This is a genomic window from Alkalibacterium psychrotolerans, assembly GCF_054784355.1.
The window spans coordinates 12,513-29,583 of the sequence record NZ_BAAGPH010000030.1 but is presented as its reverse complement, the minus strand read 5'-3'; the positions used below and the strand labels follow the sequence as shown (position 1 = coordinate 29,583).

Below are 17,071 nucleotides of genomic sequence, written 5' to 3'. Positions count from 1 at the left end.
AGAGTACTCTGAAATCACATCAGAGTACTCTTTTTTATATCCAGAATTCTTGTTTGTCAGTAGACAGCGTCATGGACTTGACGTTTCGTTCAATCAGCTCACCGTCATGCTGACCAAACTGAGGGGGATCAATGGTGACTGAACAGGACTTGAATCTGTAGGAATGCACTTTTTTATGAGAGAGATGGCTTTCATTTGTCAGTATGCGGTACAGTATATCGAGCAGTTCCAGAAAAGAAATTTTTTCAGCCACGACTATATCGATATATGAGTCGGTGGGGTTCGCGAGTGGATGAATAGGAATCCCCCCTCCAAAAAACTTATGATTGGCAAAGACGACAAGAAGGGCGTTTTCGAACGTAATAACGTCATCCGCACCTTTAAGCGTAAGTGAAAATTCTTTTTGTGAGAAATAAGCTGAAAGAACAGACAGTAAATAGGAGGATTTACCGATGGTCTGTTTGTTCGTGGTTTCATCCAGTTTTGATATCACCATGCCATCTATGCCAAAACCGATGCTGTTCACTGCGACCATGTGGTTATGGTATGATTTAGCTGTAAGTATATCCAGTTCCTTCGAAGTGGTTAATGTGAGTATGCGTTTCAGAGACATGTCAATAGACTTGGACAAGTCATGTGAACGTGCGAAGTCGTTTCCGGAGCCAGTAGGGATGTAGGCAACCGGATGGTTTCTTCCAGATTCATGAATACCTTGTACCACTTCGTTTAATGTTCCGTCACCCCCGACAGCAATCAGCAGGGTATCATTCGAGATTGTATCAGCATAGTATTTAGCCAGTTCAGACGCGTGTCTTTTATAATTAGTTGTAACCAGTTCAAAGCTTACAGGATGCTCTGCCATTAAGGTCTCTATCTTTTCTTTGATATGTCTACCTTTACGGGAATATTCATTGACAATAAATAAATAGCGAGAATAAGAATACGACATTTAATCACCACACCTTTTATGTATAGATATAGTATACTGTATTTCAATTTTATTAAAAGTACGACTTAACCAAACTATACTTATATTTTTACCTCTTTTGGGTTGTTTTAAGCTGAAATAAAGTGTTAGAATAGACCAGTTGCAATAATTAGTAATGAATAAAAAAAGATTTAATCTGAAGGAGGAAAAGTATGTTACAAGTAGCTAAACGATATACATTAAGTGCGGTGGATTATGTCTATATTGTATTCGGCTCGTTTCTGACGGCCATAGCATTCCAGGTCTTTTTACTTCCCAACAACATTGTTTCTGGGGGCATCTCAGGATTATCTATTGTCGCCAATGATTTATTTGGCTTTGATCCTGCCTTATTTCAATACAGTATCAATATCCCACTTTTAATCTTATCATTTGTTGTGCTTGGTAAGGCCGCCGGATATAAATCTATTTTGGGTAGCCTGCTTTTACCTTTCTTCCTGATGTTTATCGGCCATTTTCCAGCTGCGACCTTTGATCCGCTCCTGGCTGCCATATTTGGAGGCGGAATAACTGGACTGGGATTAGGTATAGTATTCCGCGCTAAAGCTTCCACAGGCGGAACGAGCATCATTGTTCAAATTCTGTACCAGTTTCTCCATCTGCAATTAGGATTAAGCACCATGATAGTAGACGGCTTCATTATCATGGTTGCCTTACTGGCTTTTGATGTGGAAACAGTCATGTATTCATTGATAGCCTTGTTCATTATTTCCAGAACAATTGACCTTGTACAGCTTGGATTCAACCGAAATAAAAATGTTTTTATCATTTCCGACAGTCCACAAGATATTCGTGATGAGATTCTGCATACTATGCAAAGAGGCGTGACGAATCTGGGGATTAGAGGCGGTTACGGCAACACAGATAAAGATATGCTTATGGCGGTCATTCAGGAAAGAGAATTTACGCTCTTGAAGGAAGTGGTACTAAAAGCCGATTCAGATGCCTTTGTAGTAGCCATGCCGGCGAGTGAAGTACTGGGTAGAGGGTTCTCAATGAGTAAATACTTTATTCACCACGAGACTGAGTGGACAGATGAGGAAGACTTGATAGATAACAATGAGACGCACAGTCAACACTAAAGATTGACTACAGAGCAAAACTGCGCTATACTTTTATCATTCATAAAAGGCCATACTGACGGTAAGTTTTAAAGAGAGATGTTCCTAGCGGTGAAAGAACATCAGAAACCTTAAGTGCTCCCTTTTATTTCTGCATAAGAAATTGTGCCGTTTCTTGGCGTTAACAAGACTGAAGAGGTAATGACTGACTGAATAAGTCGTTGCAAACAAGGTGGTACCGCGTATACACGTCCTTGTAAGCAGCGATTTATTCAGTTTTTTTGATGTAAATACAAATAAGATAGGATGATGAACATGAAGAAATTATCAAGTAGTGAATTCAGACAGCTCTTTTTAGATTTTTTTGAAGAAAAGGGACATAAGATTGAAAAAAGTGCCTCATTAGTACCTGTAGAAGACCCGACGCTGTTATGGATCAATTCCGGTGTGGCGACGATGAAAAAATATTTTGATGGTACTGTAAAACCTGAAAACCCTAAGATTGCCAGCTCACAAAAAAGCATTCGGACTAACGATATTGAAAATGTAGGAGTTACAGCACGTCACCATACACTTTTTGAAATGCTTGGGAATTTCTCCATCGGCGATTACTTTAAAAAAGAAGCGATCGAATGGGCATGGGAATTCTTGACCAGTCCTGAATGGATGGATATGGATGAAGATAAACTCTTTGTCACAGTTTATCCTGATGACGAGGAAGCCTATACCATCTGGAAGGACGATATCGGTCTGGACGCTTCGCATATTGTTAAAGAAGAAGGAAACTTCTGGGATATCGGGGAAGGACCATGCGGACCTAACTCGGAAATTTTCTATGACCGTGGAGAAGAATACAATGACCTGCCGGAAGGGCACGAAGAAAACTATCCCGGAGGCGAAAATGAACGCTGGCTTGAAATTTGGAACTTAGTTTTTTCTCAATTCAACCACAAGCCTGATAATTCATATGACCCGCTGCCGAACAAGAATATTGATACTGGGATGGGACTGGAAAGAGTCCTGTCGATTATCCAGGATGCACCGACAAACTTTGAAACAGATTTGTTTATGCCGATTATTGAGAAAATTGAACAAAAATCAGGAATTAGCTATTCTGAGAATAAAGAGAAGAAAGTCAGCTTCAAAGTGATAGCTGATCACGTCAGAACATTGGCGTTTGCTATCAGTGACGGTGCTCTTCCTTCAAATGAGGGACGTGGCTATGTCTTGAGACGACTGCTTAGAAGAAGCGTCATGCATGGACGCAGACTCTCTATTGAAAAACCGTTCCTATCAGAATTAGTTCCGGTTGTCGCAGAGATTATGCAGGAACACTATCCCGAAGTCTCAGGCAAGCAGGAATTTGCCGCTAAAGTTATTTTAAATGAAGAAGAACGCTTCCTGGAAACACTGGCTGCCGGTATAGAGCGGGCCAATGAAATTATTTCAGAGCTGAAAGCAACTGGTCAGAACGTTATATCAGGGGAGTATGTTTTCCAACTATACGATACCTTCGGTTTCCCGGTTGAACTGACTGAAGAACTGGTCAGCGAAGAAGCAATAGAGATCGACTATGAAGGTTTTTCAAAAGAAATGGAAAAACAGAGAGAACGTGCCCGCTCGGCCCGTCAGGCAGAAGGATCGATGGCTGTCCAGTCTTCACTCCTAAATAGTCTTGCTGTTAAGAGTGAATTTAAGGGATACGAAGAAGATGAAACAGTCAGCACACTAGCAAAAATAATTAAAGATGAGGAATTTGTACAGGAAGCAACAGAAGGAGACACTGTAAAGGTGTTGTTCGAAGAAACACCTTTTTATGCAGAAAAGGGTGGACAAGCGGGTGATACTGGCTTGATTCTTGATGAGAACCAGACAGTAATGGCAGAAGTGACGACCGTTAAACCTGGACCGGATGGTCAGTCTATACACGAAGCGCTAGTAAGAAAGCCGATAAGTATAGATAAAGACTATACCTTAGTTATTGACAGAAAAAGAAGAAGACTGATTGAACGCAATCATACAGCGACTCATTTGCTCCACCAGGCTTTAAAAGATGTGCTGGGGGACCATGCAAATCAGGCCGGTTCATTGGTTGAAGAAGATCACCTCCGCTTTGACTTTACTCATTTCGGACAGGTTAGTGAAACAGAACTGGCTGAGATGGAACAGCGCGTCAATGAAAAAATCCAGGAAAACTTTAGAGTGGAAACGCTGAATACAACTCTAGACGAGGCTAAGAAGCTGGGAGCTATGGCTCTGTTTGGTGAAAAATATGGCAAGAATGTTCGTGTAGTTATGGTCGGTGATTACTCCAAAGAGCTCTGCGGGGGAACCCATGTAAACAGTACGGCTGAAATAGGCTTGTTTAAAATCACTTCTGAAGCTGGAATTGGTGCGGGAGTGAGACGTATTACAGCCCGATCAAGCGAAGGAGCATACCGATGGATGGAAGACCAGCTGCGTATCCTGAAGGAAGCATCCAAGTTGATGAAAGTGCAGGCTCCTCACGAAGTCCCGCTTAAAGTCGAAGGACTATTGAAAGAATTGAAGGAAATCACTCAAGTCAATGAATCACTTCATGCAAAATTAGCCAATGCTCAAGCAGACGAAGTATTTACACAAGTGAAATCAGTCAAAGGGGTAACCTTTATTGCCGAAGAAATCAAAGCAAAGGATATGAATCAGTTAAGACAGCTCGCTGATAAATGGAAACAGCTGAATGTCTCTGATATTCTAGTGCTGGGACTTCGGGGTGATGAGAAAGTGAACCTGATTGTGTCAATGAATAAAGAGGCTATCGAAAAAGGACTTAAGGCAGGCGATGTCATTAAACACATTTCGCCATTTGTCAAAGGCGGTGGAGGCGGTCGTCCTGACTTTGCTCAGGCCGGCGGGAAAAATCCTGACGGGCTGCCACAGGCCCTGGAAGCAGTAAGTTCATATTTGGAAAACGTGCTATAGACTGCTCTCATGGTCTTCCTGTTGTATAAAAGGGAAATCCTGTTCAGATTAGATTGTACTTTCGTTACATTTCTAGTAAAATATAACTAACTTGAACTTGCACATTGAAACTGCGAGTTTTTGACGGAAAATGTATGGAGGGAACAGACTTATGACTTCAAATGACCATACCGTTCGTTTTAGTGTAGAAAACATGGACGAACATAATGTAGAAGAAACGCTCACACTTGTATACAAAGCCCTGGAAGAGAAGGGCTACAATCCGATCAATCAGATTGTTGGCTATCTACTGTCGGGCGATCCCGCTTATATTCCAAGACACAATGATGCCCGTAATTTAATCAAACGTCATGAACGTGATGAAGTACTTGAAGAACTGGTTACTCATTATTTAAAGAGAGAAAGTTAGTATGCGAATAATGGGGCTGGATGTCGGCTCTAAAACAGTAGGTGTGGCAGTCAGTGACTTGTTTGGCTGGACTGCTCAGGGTATAGAAACAATCCAAATCAATGAAGCGCGCGAAGAACTAGGGTTTGACCGCTTAAGAGAACTGATTGAGGAGTATGAAGTTGAATCAATCGTTGTTGGACTGCCTAAAAATATGGATGGTTCAATTGGCAACCGGGCTGAAATTTCACTCTCATACGGTGAAAAGCTTGAGGAGCTCTTCTCATTACCGGTCATCTATCAGGATGAACGATTGACCACTATGCAGGCCACACGGATGCTGATAGAAGAAGGCAATACATCCAGAAAAAAACGCAAAAAAGTAATCGATAAACTGGCTGCTGTTATGATTCTTCAGAATTATCTCGATCAGCAGTCAAACAAATAAATATTTTATACAAGGAGTTTTTATAATGACAAAAGACCATAATCACGATCATGACCATAACCATGAGGAAGAGCACGAACACGACTATATTACAATCATAGATGAAGAAGGTAATGAAGAATTATACGAAATTCTTTTCACTTTCGACTCTGAAGATTTCGATAAGTCTTATGTACTGGTTTTCCCTTCAGGCACAAGCGAGGGAGAAGAAGTTGAACTGTCTGCCTTTTCTTATACGGAATCAGATGGCGGTCTTGAAGGTACATTGAGTGCCATCGAAACTGATGAAGAATGGGAAATGATTGAAGAAGTCTTAAACACTTTTATCAGCGAAGAAGAATAAATCTTTTAAAAAAAGACGGAGCAATTTTCCGTCTTTTTTTTATGGGCCGCCCACCGATGCGCTTGATAGATTCTAACTGTCAGTATTTAAAGATAATTCTGGTGAGCTGAATTTTTAACAGGTTAAATAGTGCTTTCACACATAAGGCTATTTGTGTATAATGATAGAGATAACTTCAACGGAAAAAGGATGGACAGTTTATGCCCAACAGACAATCGACTCAAACCGTAAGAAAAATAGTTCTGAGTATTGTTTCTATATTAATTATATTAGTCATTATACTTGTAGTGTCCGGCTATCATTACTACACAACTTCACTGGAACCATTGGAACCGGAAAGTAATGAGGATGTGCCTGTGGAGATTCCAATTGGATCATCGCGAACAGACATAGCCAGGATTTTAGAAGAAAACGATATTATCAGAAGTGCTTTTGTATTTAATTACCATCTGCGGTTTACCGGAGAAGAAGGCTTTCAGGCTGGGTACTATCTGTTCTCACCTTCGATGTCCACCGATGAGATTGTATGGATGCTGCAGGAGGGCGGCACGCCCATTACTGAGGAGTCTACTGGTCGTTTAACGATTCCTGAAGGCTATACAATTGAACAGGTAGCGATTGTCATTGACAATCAGACGGACTACACTATTGAAGAGTTTTTTGATTTAGTTGAAAGCGAAGAGTTTCTAGAGGCTAAGGCAGATGAATTTCCCGAACTTCTGGAAGAAGCATTTGAGTTGAGAGAAGAAACACTGTATACGCTGGAAGGCTATTTATATCCGGCAACGTATGAGTACTTTGATGATACGAGCTTAGATGAACTTGTGACGCAAATGATTTCCAGAATGAATTCTGTGATGAATGATTACTATGATGAAATAGATGAAATGGACACGACTGTTCACAATATTTTAACTATGGCGTCCTTCATTGAAAGAGAAGGCATCACATATGAAGACAGAGAGTTGATATCGGGCGTCTTTTATAACAGACTGGCAATAGATATGCCTCTGCAGACTGATGTCAGTGTGACATACGCTCTAGGCGAACATCAGGAACGCATTACTTATGATGACCTGGAAGTCGATTCGCCGTATAATCTTTATAAACATCGTGGGTTAGGACCAGGTCCAGTTAATAATCCTGATGAAGAGTCCATTCGAGCAAGTATGTATCCGGCTGAAACAGACTATATGTATTTTCTTGCAGACTTATCTACACGAAATATTTACTTCTCTGAGACATACGAACAGCACTTAGAATATCAAAATGAATACCTGCGCTAGAAAGAAGCATTGAGTCCATAACCGGACTCAGTGCTTTTATTAAGAATTTGAATGAATAAATCTGAGAGGAAAATGAAGTATGAGCGAAAGACATAAACCAATAGTTATAGGAGTGACAGGAGGTTCCGGTAGTGGAAAGACCAGCGTCAGCCAGTCGATTTACAATTTCTTCCCAGGGAAATCCATTATGATGCTTGAACAGGATTCCTATTACAAGAATCAGGATCATTTAAGTTTCGAGGAACGCCTGAAAACAAATTATGACCATCCTTTTGCATTTGATACAGAATTGCTTATTTCCCATTTGAATGATTTACTGAATTACGAAAGCATTGAGAAGCCCGTGTATGATTATACAAAACACACGAGAAGTGAAGAAACCATTTCTCAAATGCCTAAAGACGTTATCATTCTGGAAGGCATTCTTATCCTGGAAGATGCGCGGTTAAGAGATTTAATGGATATTAAAGTCTACGTGGATACGGATGATGATATTCGAATTATCAGACGGATTAAAAGAGATATCGAAGAGCGCGGACGTACGCTAGATAATGTCATCGAACAGTACCTGCAAGTAGTTAAGCCGATGCATAGTCAGTTTATTGAACCAACAAAAAAATATGCTGATATAATTATTCCAGAAGGCGGCAGAAATCAGGTTGCCATTGATCTAATGACAACTAAGATTAACACAATTTTTGAAGAGCGTTCTTTGTAATTTGTCATCTTTAATTTATAAAAACGCTTTACATAATGAAATGTTCGTGGTATCTTTGTTCCATTGAGAATTTAGAGATTATCTAAATCTTATTTTTTTTAACTTTATTAACATATTACTGATTACTAATTATGAGGTGGAAATATTGATGACAGAAAAAGTTTATCCAATGACTTTAGAAGGTAAAGAAAAATTGGAAAATGAATTAAAGCAGTTGAAATCAGTTAAGCGTAAGGAAGTTGTTGAACGCATTAAGATTGCTCGAGGGTTTGGCGATCTATCTGAGAATTCAGAATACGAATCTGCTAAAGACGAGCAGGCTTTTGTAGAAGGACGAATCAGCACGATTGAAAATATGCTTCAAAATGCTCAAATCATTGACAGCTCTAATTCCAAAGAAGGAGAAGTGACGCTTGGTCGCTCAGTAATCTTCAAGGAATTGCCCGATGGAATTGAAGAAGAGTATACAATTGTTGGAAAAGCGGAAGCAGATCCTTTCTCAGGAAAAATTTCCAATGAATCACCAATTGCTCAGGCACTTATCGGCAAGACAATTGGCGACAAAGTTTCTATCAACACACCAGGCGGAAGCATGGAAGTTGAAATTACAAACGTATTTTAAAGCTAAAGGTTAAAGAAAGAGTAATTCTTTCTTTAACCTTTTTCTAGTTCCTGAGACCGATTTTTAATAGGAACTAGTGCTATTAAGCGTATAATTAGCTATACTGGTAGTATATTTAAAGGAGGTGTCACTCATGAATTCATCTCTCTACCGAACGGCTATGATACTCCTGTTTGTCTGGTTGTTTTATCAGATTTTCAATAATATGTTTCTGCTGCTTCTCTTAATTGGTGCTATTTTCTCTTTCCTGCTTTACAGAGGATCGGGCAAGGAAGAAGAGAAAACATCTAGTTATCTGTGGACTGCAATTGGTCTGCTTTTACTGTCTTTAGTCTTTACCAGTGCTTTCTGGGCAATACTCGGTGTCTTTCTCGTAGTTGAGTTTAACAGCAACAGTCGTCTGTCCCGAACGGTCAGAGATCCTTTATTCAAGAAAAGACAGTACTGGCAGGAAAAAGAATATATCAGTGTGAACTGGGATAATTATGATGTCAGCGAATTGCAGTTTTCAAGACATAAATGGTTCGGGGACGATTCGGTTGGCAAAGAAGTCTTTCAGTGGGAAGATAAAAACTTCATAAAAATATTAGGCGATACTTTTTTTGATTTGGGTAACACAATCCTGCCAAAGCGAGAAAATATTATCCTGATACGGAAAGGTCTGGGTGACACGAAAATTATAGTGCCCCGAGACACAGCCCTTTCAGTAGATGTCAGTATGGGGTTAGGTAAGCTTGTTATTGACAAGGAAGAATACACATTAAAGAACGAAACAGTTAAATGGTATTCATCTGACTATTCCACATCTATGAGAAAATTGAAAATTGTAACAAGCACATTAGTGGGAGAGATAGAGGTGGTACATCTATGAAGCGGAGACTACCCATTTTCTTCCGGTATTTTTTCCTATATCTGTTTGTCTTACTATTTATTTCAGTATTCATTCTTCTTTCGTTGTCAGAAAATCAAAGGCTTACTGCCCTTTATCAGGTAAACTTCATCGGAATTTCACTTATCCTCTATTTGCTGCTTTTTTCGCTTGGTCTGGCCCTACTGACTGTAGCCTATTTGAGAGCATTTGAAAAAAAGAAGTTGAGAAAAGTTGAAGAAGGACTCAAGATGATGAGTCAAGGGCATTATTCTGCCTCAATCTTTATGGATATGTATTCCCTTGATACGCCTCTTCAGATAAATGAAGATGTTGATAGGCAATTTTTAAAGTTACATGAAAAATTAATGTTTATGGCAGACCAGGCTTTAAAGTACGCTCAAGAGTCAAAAGGTGTATCTGGTGAATCACGTGAAGAAATTCTTGAAAATGAAAGACGACGAATAGCTCGTGAACTGCATGATTCGGTCAGTCAGCAGTTATTTGCTGCTTCAATGCTTCTGTCAGCAGCCAACCATCAGATTCAGGACTGCCCGGATAATGTCGTTCGGCAACTGAATATGGTAGAAGAAGCCATCAATGCTTCTCAAACCGAAATGCGTGCCTTGCTTCTTCATTTACGGCCTGTGCAGCTTGATGGAAAATCCCTTAAACAGGGGATTGAACAACTTCTTAAAGAACTGTCTTCAAAAACTGATATCAGTATTCATTATCAGATTGAGGCCCTTACCCTTTCTCATGGCATTGAAGACGATTTGTTTAGAATCATCCAGGAGTTATTATCTAATGTATTGAGGCATGCCAAAGCGAAAGAGCTTGAAATGTATCTTAGAAAACAGGAAAAGCTGATACAGTTAAGTATAATTGATGACGGGGTAGGATTTGATGCGTCAGAGTCAAGATCAGGCAGCTATGGGTTACATAACATCAAAGAAAGAATTGAAGGCCTAGGCGGTCAAGTCAAAATAATATCGTTAAAAGATATAGGGACACGTATTGAAATATCTGTCCCGTATAATTCGGGAGGATGAGTCTATGATAAAATTACTGTTAGTTGATGATCATCAGATGGTCAGGTTAGGGCTGTCATCTTTTTTCTCTGTACAAAAGGATATTGAAGTAGTCGGAGAAGCTGAAAATGGTCAAAAGGGTGTCGAGCTTGCTCTTGAGCTGAAACCGGATATTATTTTAATGGACCTAGTGATGGAAGTCATGGACGGGACTCAGGCAACCGAAGAAATTATAAAAAAGTGGCCTGAAGCAAAAATTATGATTCTCACCAGTTTCATTGATGATGAAAAAGTATACCCAGCTATGCAGGCGGGAGCATGCGGCTATATTCTAAAGACCTCATCAGCTCAGGAAATTGCCGATGCAGTTAGAAGCACTTTCAATGGTAAAAACTATATTGAAGATGAAGTCAGCACGATATTAGAAGAAAAAAGAGAAAATAAAGACCGGCATGATCTGCATGAACGCTTGACAAGCCGGGAAAACGAAGTGGTTCAGTTGATTTCGAGAGGCTATACCAATCAGGAAATAGCGGACGAACTGTTTATTACCTTAAAGACTGTTAAAACACATGTATCAAATATATTGTCCAAATTGGAAGTAGAGGACCGTACCCAAGTGGCAATCTACGCATTTCGGCATGATTTAGTCGAGGATGAGTAACAGTTTTTTGTTTCATGCATAATAAAAAGCGATTATCCCTGGTTGAGGGGATAATCGCTTTTGTGTTTATAGTTTAGTTCTGCAATCAGTTAGTTAAAATGACCGGGAGAATAATCGGTTTTCTTTCAGTTTCTGCAAAGAGGAACTGTTTGACGTCTTCTATCAAGTCATTTCTCATTTTGAATTCGTTTATTTGCTTGTGACCGAAAGATTTCTGGATACTCTTGAAGGCAACTTTCTGAGCATTTTGTATGAGCTCTTCAGACTCTCTCATATAAATAAATCCTCTGGAAATGATGTCAGGTCCGGCCAGAACCTCACGTTTATTTGTATCGATAGTGGCAACAACTACCACAAGGCCATTGTCTGACAGTGTTTTACGATCACGCAGGACTACGTTACCAATGTCTCCAATTCCGCTTCCGTCAATGTAGACATCTCTAGCATCAAACTCTCCCGCTCTACGTGCACTGTTTTCAGTAAAGGCAACGATCTCTCCATTATCCAGTACAAAGCAATTTTCTTCCGGCACACCTGTTTTCTGTGCTAGACCAGAGTGAATTCTCTGCATACGGTGTTCACCGTGAATGGGTACAAAATATTTAGGTTTCATCAACTGAAGCATCAGTTTCTGTTCTTCCTGACCTCCGTGACCGGAAGTGTGTATATTGTTTACTTTACCGTGAATTACATTAGCACCGGCTTCAAGCAGCTGGTTAATAACGCGGTTCACACTCACTGTGTTACCAGGGATTGGTGAACTGGAAAAGACAACGGCATCTCCAGGTTGAATGGAAATCTGGCGGTGTGTGCCATTAGCAATTCGACTCAGTGCCGCCATAGGCTCTCCTTGAGAACCTGTACAGAGTATGAGTACTTCGTTATCCTTATAGCGTTTCAATTCATTCGCTTTTATAAATGTGCCTTCTTCGGCTCTAATGTAACCTAATTCCTGACCAGTTTCCATGGCAGTTACCATACTACGTCCAAAAACAGCTATTTTTCTACCGGTTTTATTTGCAGCTTCTACTACTTGCTGAACTCTGGATATATTGGAAGCGAAAGTAGCGAATATGATACGGCCATCTATCTTTTTCAGAAGGTTGCGGATGGATTCTCCGACTACTTGTTCCGATTTGGTGAAATTAGGAACTTCAGCATTCGTACTGTCAGATAACAGTGCAAGAACGCCTTCTTCTCCAATCTGAGCCATTTTGTGAAGATTAGCCGGTTCTCCAACAGGCGTGAAGTCAAATTTAAAATCGCCAGTCTGAACAATGTTACCATTTGGTGTTTTAACAACGATTCCGTAGGATTCCGGAACACTGTGTGTCGTTCTGAAAAACGAGATAGTAGTTTTACGGAATTTGATGACGGAATCTTCTCCGACCTCATGCAAGGTAGCTGAACGAAGCAGATTGTGTTCGTTCAGTTTATTGCGGATTAAAGCAAGTGCCAGTTTGTTGGCATAAATCGGAATGTTTATTTGTTTCAGTAGAAACGGTATGCCACCCACGTGATCTTCGTGGCCGTGAGTAATAAACAGACCTTTAATTTTATCCTTGTTTTCTACAAGGTAAGTGTAATCTGGAATAACATAATCGATTCCTAACAGATCGTCCTCGGGGAACTTAATGCCGGCATCAATGATGATAATTTCATCCTGAAACTGTACGGCGTATGTGTTTTTTCCTACTTCATTTAAACCGCCGAGTGCGTACACGGCCGTTTCGTTATTCTTTATATTTGGTTTCATGTTTTATCTCCTTGTATTTTTGAAATCCAGTGCTAGTCTTAATTACTTTATTTCGTAATGTTATCCGATCATTATAGTGGGCACAGTCCACTGATAGAATTATTTTACCATAATGAAAATAATAAGTATAGGAAAGGTAATTTATCAGTAGTTAGTTAAAATTGAACTTCTTATTCTCATTGAGAAAAACTGAGTTTCATATATACTGGGTTAAGAAAATAAATGAGGAAGTGATGTAATGACTAAAAAAAAGCTATTTGTATTTGATATTGATGGGACATTACTGGATGATAATAAGAATTTAGCCGAAAGCACGAAAGAGGCTGTATCCAGTTTAATGAAAAACCATGAAGTAGCTATCGCTACCGGTCGAAACCGTTCGATGGCTATGGAAGTGATTAAAGAGCTGGGAATCAGTAACTACATTGTATGTAATGGAGCAGCTGCTTATTATCAAAATGATTCTATTTACACTAACTCACTGGATAAGAAAGAACTGAATCAGCTCATTCAAATGGCGGATGATAACGGCCATCAGATGATATATGAAACGGTGGACGACTTAAGAAGACGCAGCAGCGAACCAAACAATAGAATGATAAACGGCATGCACCATGTCGGTTTTCCTGTGCCAGACTACGATAGAGAGTATTATAAAGAACAGTCTCTGGTCCAGTGTCTACTGTTTTATACTCGAGAAGAGGCAGAGCTTTACGAAAACAATCTATTCAGTCAGTTCAGGTTTGTGCGCTGGCATGATGCTGGAGTAGATGTACTGCCTGCAGACGGCTCAAAATACGAGACGATTACGCGACTGGCCCATCACATTGGTGTAGATAATCAGAATATTATTGCATTTGGTGACGGATTCAATGACATTGAAATGATTAGACATGTCGGTACAGGGGTTGCCATGGGGAACGCCGAGGAAGAAGTTAAAAAAGTGGCCGATTTTGTAACGGCTAGAAACGGCGAAGAGGGCATATACTCTGCCTTGAAAAACTTGAATTTCATTTAAAATAGGCAAGAAAGATTGTGTCAAAACTGTGAAAAAAACGAGTGTCGTTTAATTTTTCGCTGAAAACGGTAGACTTTTTACTTACTATACGTAATAATATATAAGTGCCGTTAAGGGGATATAGCTCAGTTGGGAGAGCGCTTCGCTGGCAGCGAAGAGGTCGTCGGTTCGAGCCCGATTATCTCCATAAAAAACAAAAATTTTAACAGACATAAAAAAAGAAAAGAGGATATATTTTTGATTTCAGAAAATCAACTGCATATTACACAGTATAATGTCATTTCCCAGAATATAAAGTATGGGTTTCTGCTGAGTATTGCTATTTTCTTTGCCTCTCTTGCTTTTGTCTTCAATACTCCTCAGGAAATCATTTCAGGTCAAATAACCATCCTGACATCGCCTGCAAATCTTACGACAGACTATTTTGCACTTTCCAACGTCGGAGCAACGCTCTTTAATTCAGCTTTATTAACCGCTCATTCGATAGGCGTCATCCGAATGACCAAGGCTAAAGTTAATGGTCCAATTATTGCGGCAGTCTTCACAGTCGCAGCCTTTTCTTTCTTCGGAAAAAACTTGTACAATTCAATGCCTATCGTTCTTGGCGCATTTGCATACGCTAAGGTTACTGAGGTTCCTGCAGAACGATCATTATTGGCTGCACTGTTCGGGACAGCGTTAGGGCCCCTTGTCAGTGAAATAACATTTAATATTGGCCTTTCTTTTCCAATAGGCGTATTTTACGGTTACCTATTTGGCTTTATTGCCGGCTTTATTCTACCGCCTTTAGCCAAACATTTTGTCGGCTTTACGAAAGGATTCAGTGTTTACAATGTCGGCTTTACCAGTGGGATAGTTGGTACTATGTTTACTTCACTATTAAGAAGTACCGGAAGAAACATTGAACCAGTAAACATGATTTCAAGTGGAAACAATCAGGCGTTTACAATTATTTTTCTGACACTATTCACGCTGATGCTGATTGGCGGATTGTATTTAAACTCCTGGACGTTAAATAATTATGGAGCTTTAATAAAGCATTCAGGACAACTATCCACAGACTTTCTTAAAACAAATGGCTTTAGTGCCACACTTATTAACATGGCGTTCCTTGGCTATATTTCGACTTTTTATGTACTCTTTCATGGAGGCGAGATTAACGGCCCAGCCATAGGTGGTATTCTGACCGTGGTTGGTTTCGGAGCTTTCGGTAAACATGTGAGAAATGTATTGCCTATTCTGATAGGCGTTTCATTGATGGGCTACTTGAATGGCTACGATATGAGTTCAACATCAGTTGTTATCGCCGGACTGTTTGGTACGACGATTGCACCTATTGCTGGAAGATACGGCACACTGATAGGGATTTTAGCTGGAGCACTTCATTTAAGTGTCGTTTCAAACACCGGCTACTTACATGGCGGAATTAACTTATATAATAACGGGTTTGCCGGCGGTTTTGTGGCAGCAATTATGATTCCACTGCTTGAAGCTGTACAGTATCAGCAGCAGAAGAGAAAAGAAATGAGAGAACCGGTCGATCCGGCAGAAGTAATCAAAGTAGAAGATTAATAACGTACTGGGAAATATCTAGTCCTCAGCACATAAAAACACTGGACAACCGAGTTTATTCAATCGGCTGTCCAGTGTTTTTATATAAGTCGTGTTGGTCAGCTAGTTATGTTTGACTGAGTCACTATTTTAGTATAGCTAACATCACCACGTAAGATTAACCAAACTGAAAGATATATAGACAGTAAGCTGGTACTATCTTTAATAATAGCTATAACACGTTGAAGAGTATGATACTGAGTTAGTCTTTGTGTCATAGTGTTGACGAAAGTCAGTTAATTAACTAGCTTATGAGCTTAAATGAAAAAATACGGTCAGTTCAAGAGGCTATCCTGCTTGAATTGACCGTATTTTTTTAACTAATCTTCTGAAGGCTCTGCTCCCAGTACATCAATACCGTCCGGCAGGGCTAATGGGTTATCATTATCTATTCGGTCATAGAACATGACACCATTTAAATGATCAATTTCATGCTGCACAACGATAGCAGGGAAATCTCTCAGTCTTTTTTTCTGCTTGTTTCCCTCAAGATCATAAAACTCAACAGTAATGCGCTTATGACGGGGAACGATACCCGGAACTTCTCTGTCGACTGAGAGACAGCCTTCTCCGTCAGATAGACAGGTCTGCTGGACAGAGTGACTCAAAATTTTAGGATTCACTAAAACCGAGCTGAAATCGGGGGTGTCATCTTCTTCGTCACTTGAAGGAACATGTACTGCAATCAATCGTATTGATCGGTCTACCTGGGGAGCAGCAATGCCAACACCGGGACGCAGGTCATATTGTTCGGCGATGTCAGGGTTTTGACTGTTTTTCAAAAATTCAAGCATATCTTCGGCTAATTCGATGGTTTCAGATTCCAGAGGAAAAGTGAGAGCCTCTGCAGTCATCCGTAAAGTAGGATGTCCTTCTCTAATAACATCTTTCATTGTAATCATAGTATTCCTCCTTGTTATGGTCCTATCTATTTTACCAGTTTTTTTAGAAAGCCGCATCTTAAAAATTTAATTAGGTTAAAGTCTTCTCATGAAGTAAAGTTATGTAATTCACAAAGATTCAAGAGACAAGAAACTTAATGGTACAAAATCAGGGGACAGAAGACTTTTATATAACAGTTTTTTTCACTGTATTACTTTAATAGAACTTGATTTAAAAATAATGGAGATAAACAAGTAATACAGCGTCATTGCTCTAAACATCACAATAGGGCTGGATTCCTTCTATATCAGTATTTCTTAACAAAACAGACTGGCCGTATAGCTTGCATTTAGTGAGTAATCATGATAAATTTAAAAAGGAATGTAGTAAAATGTAACAGAAGAAAATAACTGTTGCAATGAATTA

General features: G+C 39.7%; 16 protein-coding genes and 1 tRNA gene. 14 read left to right on the top strand and 3 right to left on the bottom strand.

The features are described from left to right. Nucleotides 1-34 precede the first annotated feature (34 nt). The gene (locus ACYVLS_RS05240; protein WP_460322047.1) at nt 35-949 is read right to left on the bottom strand and encodes a diacylglycerol/lipid kinase family protein; all 915 of its coding nucleotides are present in this window, start codon (nt 947-949) and stop codon (nt 35-37) included. A 191-nt stretch (nt 950-1,140) separates the two neighbouring features. On the opposite strand from ACYVLS_RS05240, the gene ACYVLS_RS05235 reads away from it, so the two are divergent. The 11 genes from ACYVLS_RS05235 (at nt 1,141) to ACYVLS_RS05185 (ending at nt 11,378) form a co-directional block, all read left to right on the top strand. Next, nucleotides 1,141-2,070 carry a YitT family protein gene (locus ACYVLS_RS05235; protein ID WP_460322044.1) on the top strand — a complete coding sequence of 310 codons (930 nt, stop codon included), beginning with the start codon at nt 1,141-1,143 and terminating at the stop codon, nt 2,068-2,070. 294 nt (nt 2,071-2,364) lie between these two features. Next, nucleotides 2,365-5,010 (top strand): alanine--tRNA ligase, encoded by a 2,646-nt coding sequence (alaS, locus tag ACYVLS_RS05230; protein WP_460322041.1) that lies wholly within the window; start codon nt 2,365-2,367, stop codon nt 5,008-5,010. Between the two features lie 151 nt (nt 5,011-5,161). After that, the gene (locus ACYVLS_RS05225; RefSeq protein WP_460322038.1) at nt 5,162-5,419 is read left to right on the top strand and encodes an IreB family regulatory phosphoprotein; all 258 of its coding nucleotides are present in this window, start codon (nt 5,162-5,164) and stop codon (nt 5,417-5,419) included. Nucleotide 5,420: 1 nt separating this feature from the next. Further along, nucleotides 5,421-5,846: a Holliday junction resolvase RuvX gene (ruvX, locus tag ACYVLS_RS05220; protein ID WP_460322036.1), complete on the top strand. Its 426-nt coding sequence runs from the start codon at nt 5,421-5,423 to the stop codon at nt 5,844-5,846. A 25-nt stretch (nt 5,847-5,871) separates the two neighbouring features. Then, nucleotides 5,872-6,189 (top strand): DUF1292 domain-containing protein, encoded by a 318-nt coding sequence (locus ACYVLS_RS05215; RefSeq protein WP_460322034.1) that lies wholly within the window; start codon nt 5,872-5,874, stop codon nt 6,187-6,189. 200 nt (nt 6,190-6,389) lie between these two features. After that, entirely contained in the window at nt 6,390-7,475 is a 1,086-nt protein-coding gene (mltG, locus tag ACYVLS_RS05210; protein WP_460322031.1) for an endolytic transglycosylase MltG, read from the top strand. Nucleotides 7,476-7,554: 79 nt separating this feature from the next. Further along, nucleotides 7,555-8,193 carry a uridine kinase gene (gene udk, locus ACYVLS_RS05205; RefSeq protein ID WP_460322029.1) on the top strand — a complete coding sequence of 213 codons (639 nt, stop codon included), beginning with the start codon at nt 7,555-7,557 and terminating at the stop codon, nt 8,191-8,193. A 148-nt stretch (nt 8,194-8,341) separates the two neighbouring features. Further along, nucleotides 8,342-8,815, top strand: a complete 474-nt coding sequence (greA, locus tag ACYVLS_RS05200) for a transcription elongation factor GreA (RefSeq protein ID WP_460322026.1) — start codon at nt 8,342-8,344, stop codon at nt 8,813-8,815. Nucleotides 8,816-8,948: 133 nt separating this feature from the next. Beyond that, on the top strand, nt 8,949-9,686 hold the full coding sequence (gene liaF / locus ACYVLS_RS05195; protein WP_460322024.1) for a cell wall-active antibiotics response protein LiaF: 738 nt from the start codon (nt 8,949-8,951) through the stop codon (nt 9,684-9,686). Next, a complete protein-coding gene (locus ACYVLS_RS05190; protein WP_460322022.1) occupies nt 9,683-10,735 on the top strand; it encodes a sensor histidine kinase in 1,053 nt (350 codons plus the stop codon). The genes liaF and ACYVLS_RS05190 overlap by 4 nt, the downstream gene beginning before the upstream one ends. 4 nt (nt 10,736-10,739) lie before the next feature. Further along, entirely contained in the window at nt 10,740-11,378 is a 639-nt protein-coding gene (locus ACYVLS_RS05185) for a response regulator transcription factor (RefSeq protein WP_460322020.1), read from the top strand. An 85-nt stretch (nt 11,379-11,463) separates the two neighbouring features. Here the strand turns inward: ACYVLS_RS05185 and rnjA are convergent, their stop codons facing one another. Further along, nucleotides 11,464-13,134 carry a ribonuclease J1 gene (gene rnjA / locus ACYVLS_RS05180; protein ID WP_460322018.1) on the bottom strand — a complete coding sequence of 557 codons (1,671 nt, stop codon included), beginning with the start codon at nt 13,132-13,134 and terminating at the stop codon, nt 11,464-11,466. A 238-nt stretch (nt 13,135-13,372) separates the two neighbouring features. Here rnjA and ACYVLS_RS05175 point away from each other — a divergent pair, with 238 nt between their 5' ends. The 3 genes from ACYVLS_RS05175 (at nt 13,373) to ACYVLS_RS05165 (ending at nt 15,724) form a co-directional block, all read left to right on the top strand. Next, nucleotides 13,373-14,152: a Cof-type HAD-IIB family hydrolase gene (locus ACYVLS_RS05175; RefSeq protein WP_460322015.1), complete on the top strand. Its 780-nt coding sequence runs from the start codon at nt 13,373-13,375 to the stop codon at nt 14,150-14,152. A 114-nt stretch (nt 14,153-14,266) separates the two neighbouring features. Continuing rightward, nucleotides 14,267-14,339, top strand: a tRNA-Ala gene (locus ACYVLS_RS05170). A 50-nt stretch (nt 14,340-14,389) separates the two neighbouring features. Beyond that, nucleotides 14,390-15,724 carry a DUF1576 domain-containing protein gene (locus tag ACYVLS_RS05165; protein WP_460322013.1) on the top strand — a complete coding sequence of 445 codons (1,335 nt, stop codon included), beginning with the start codon at nt 14,390-14,392 and terminating at the stop codon, nt 15,722-15,724. Between the two features lie 359 nt (nt 15,725-16,083). Here ACYVLS_RS05165 and def read toward each other — a convergent pair whose 3' ends face one another. After that, nucleotides 16,084-16,665, bottom strand: coding sequence for a peptide deformylase (gene def / locus ACYVLS_RS05160; protein ID WP_460322011.1), 582 nt, complete (start codon nt 16,663-16,665; stop codon nt 16,084-16,086). Between the last annotated feature and the right edge of the window lie 406 nt (nt 16,666-17,071).

Excerpts from the sequence above, each read along its gene's own strand:
- ACYVLS_RS05185 (WP_460322020.1), top strand. The coding sequence starts at position 10,740 with ATGATAAAATTACTGTTAGTTGATGATCATCAGATGGTCAGGTTAGGG.
- ACYVLS_RS05190 (WP_460322022.1), top strand. The coding sequence starts at position 9,683 with ATGAAGCGGAGACTACCCATTTTCTTCCGGTATTTTTTCCTATATCTG.
- udk (WP_460322029.1), top strand. The coding sequence starts at position 7,555 with ATGAGCGAAAGACATAAACCAATAGTTATAGGAGTGACAGGAGGTTCC.
- liaF (WP_460322024.1), top strand. The coding sequence starts at position 8,949 with ATGAATTCATCTCTCTACCGAACGGCTATGATACTCCTGTTTGTCTGG.
- ACYVLS_RS05240 (WP_460322047.1), bottom strand. The coding sequence starts at position 949 with ATGTCGTATTCTTATTCTCGCTATTTATTTATTGTCAATGAATATTCC.
- def (WP_460322011.1), bottom strand. The coding sequence starts at position 16,665 with ATGATTACAATGAAAGATGTTATTAGAGAAGGACATCCTACTTTACGG.
- mltG (WP_460322031.1), top strand. The coding sequence starts at position 6,390 with ATGCCCAACAGACAATCGACTCAAACCGTAAGAAAAATAGTTCTGAGT.
- rnjA (WP_460322018.1), bottom strand. The coding sequence starts at position 13,134 with ATGAAACCAAATATAAAGAATAACGAAACGGCCGTGTACGCACTCGGC.
- ruvX (WP_460322036.1), top strand. The coding sequence starts at position 5,421 with ATGCGAATAATGGGGCTGGATGTCGGCTCTAAAACAGTAGGTGTGGCA.
- ACYVLS_RS05215 (WP_460322034.1), top strand. The coding sequence starts at position 5,872 with ATGACAAAAGACCATAATCACGATCATGACCATAACCATGAGGAAGAG.
- alaS (WP_460322041.1), top strand. The coding sequence starts at position 2,365 with ATGAAGAAATTATCAAGTAGTGAATTCAGACAGCTCTTTTTAGATTTT.
- ACYVLS_RS05175 (WP_460322015.1), top strand. The coding sequence starts at position 13,373 with ATGACTAAAAAAAAGCTATTTGTATTTGATATTGATGGGACATTACTG.
- ACYVLS_RS05225 (WP_460322038.1), top strand. The coding sequence starts at position 5,162 with ATGACTTCAAATGACCATACCGTTCGTTTTAGTGTAGAAAACATGGAC.
- ACYVLS_RS05235 (WP_460322044.1), top strand. The coding sequence starts at position 1,141 with ATGTTACAAGTAGCTAAACGATATACATTAAGTGCGGTGGATTATGTC.
- greA (WP_460322026.1), top strand. The coding sequence starts at position 8,342 with ATGACAGAAAAAGTTTATCCAATGACTTTAGAAGGTAAAGAAAAATTG.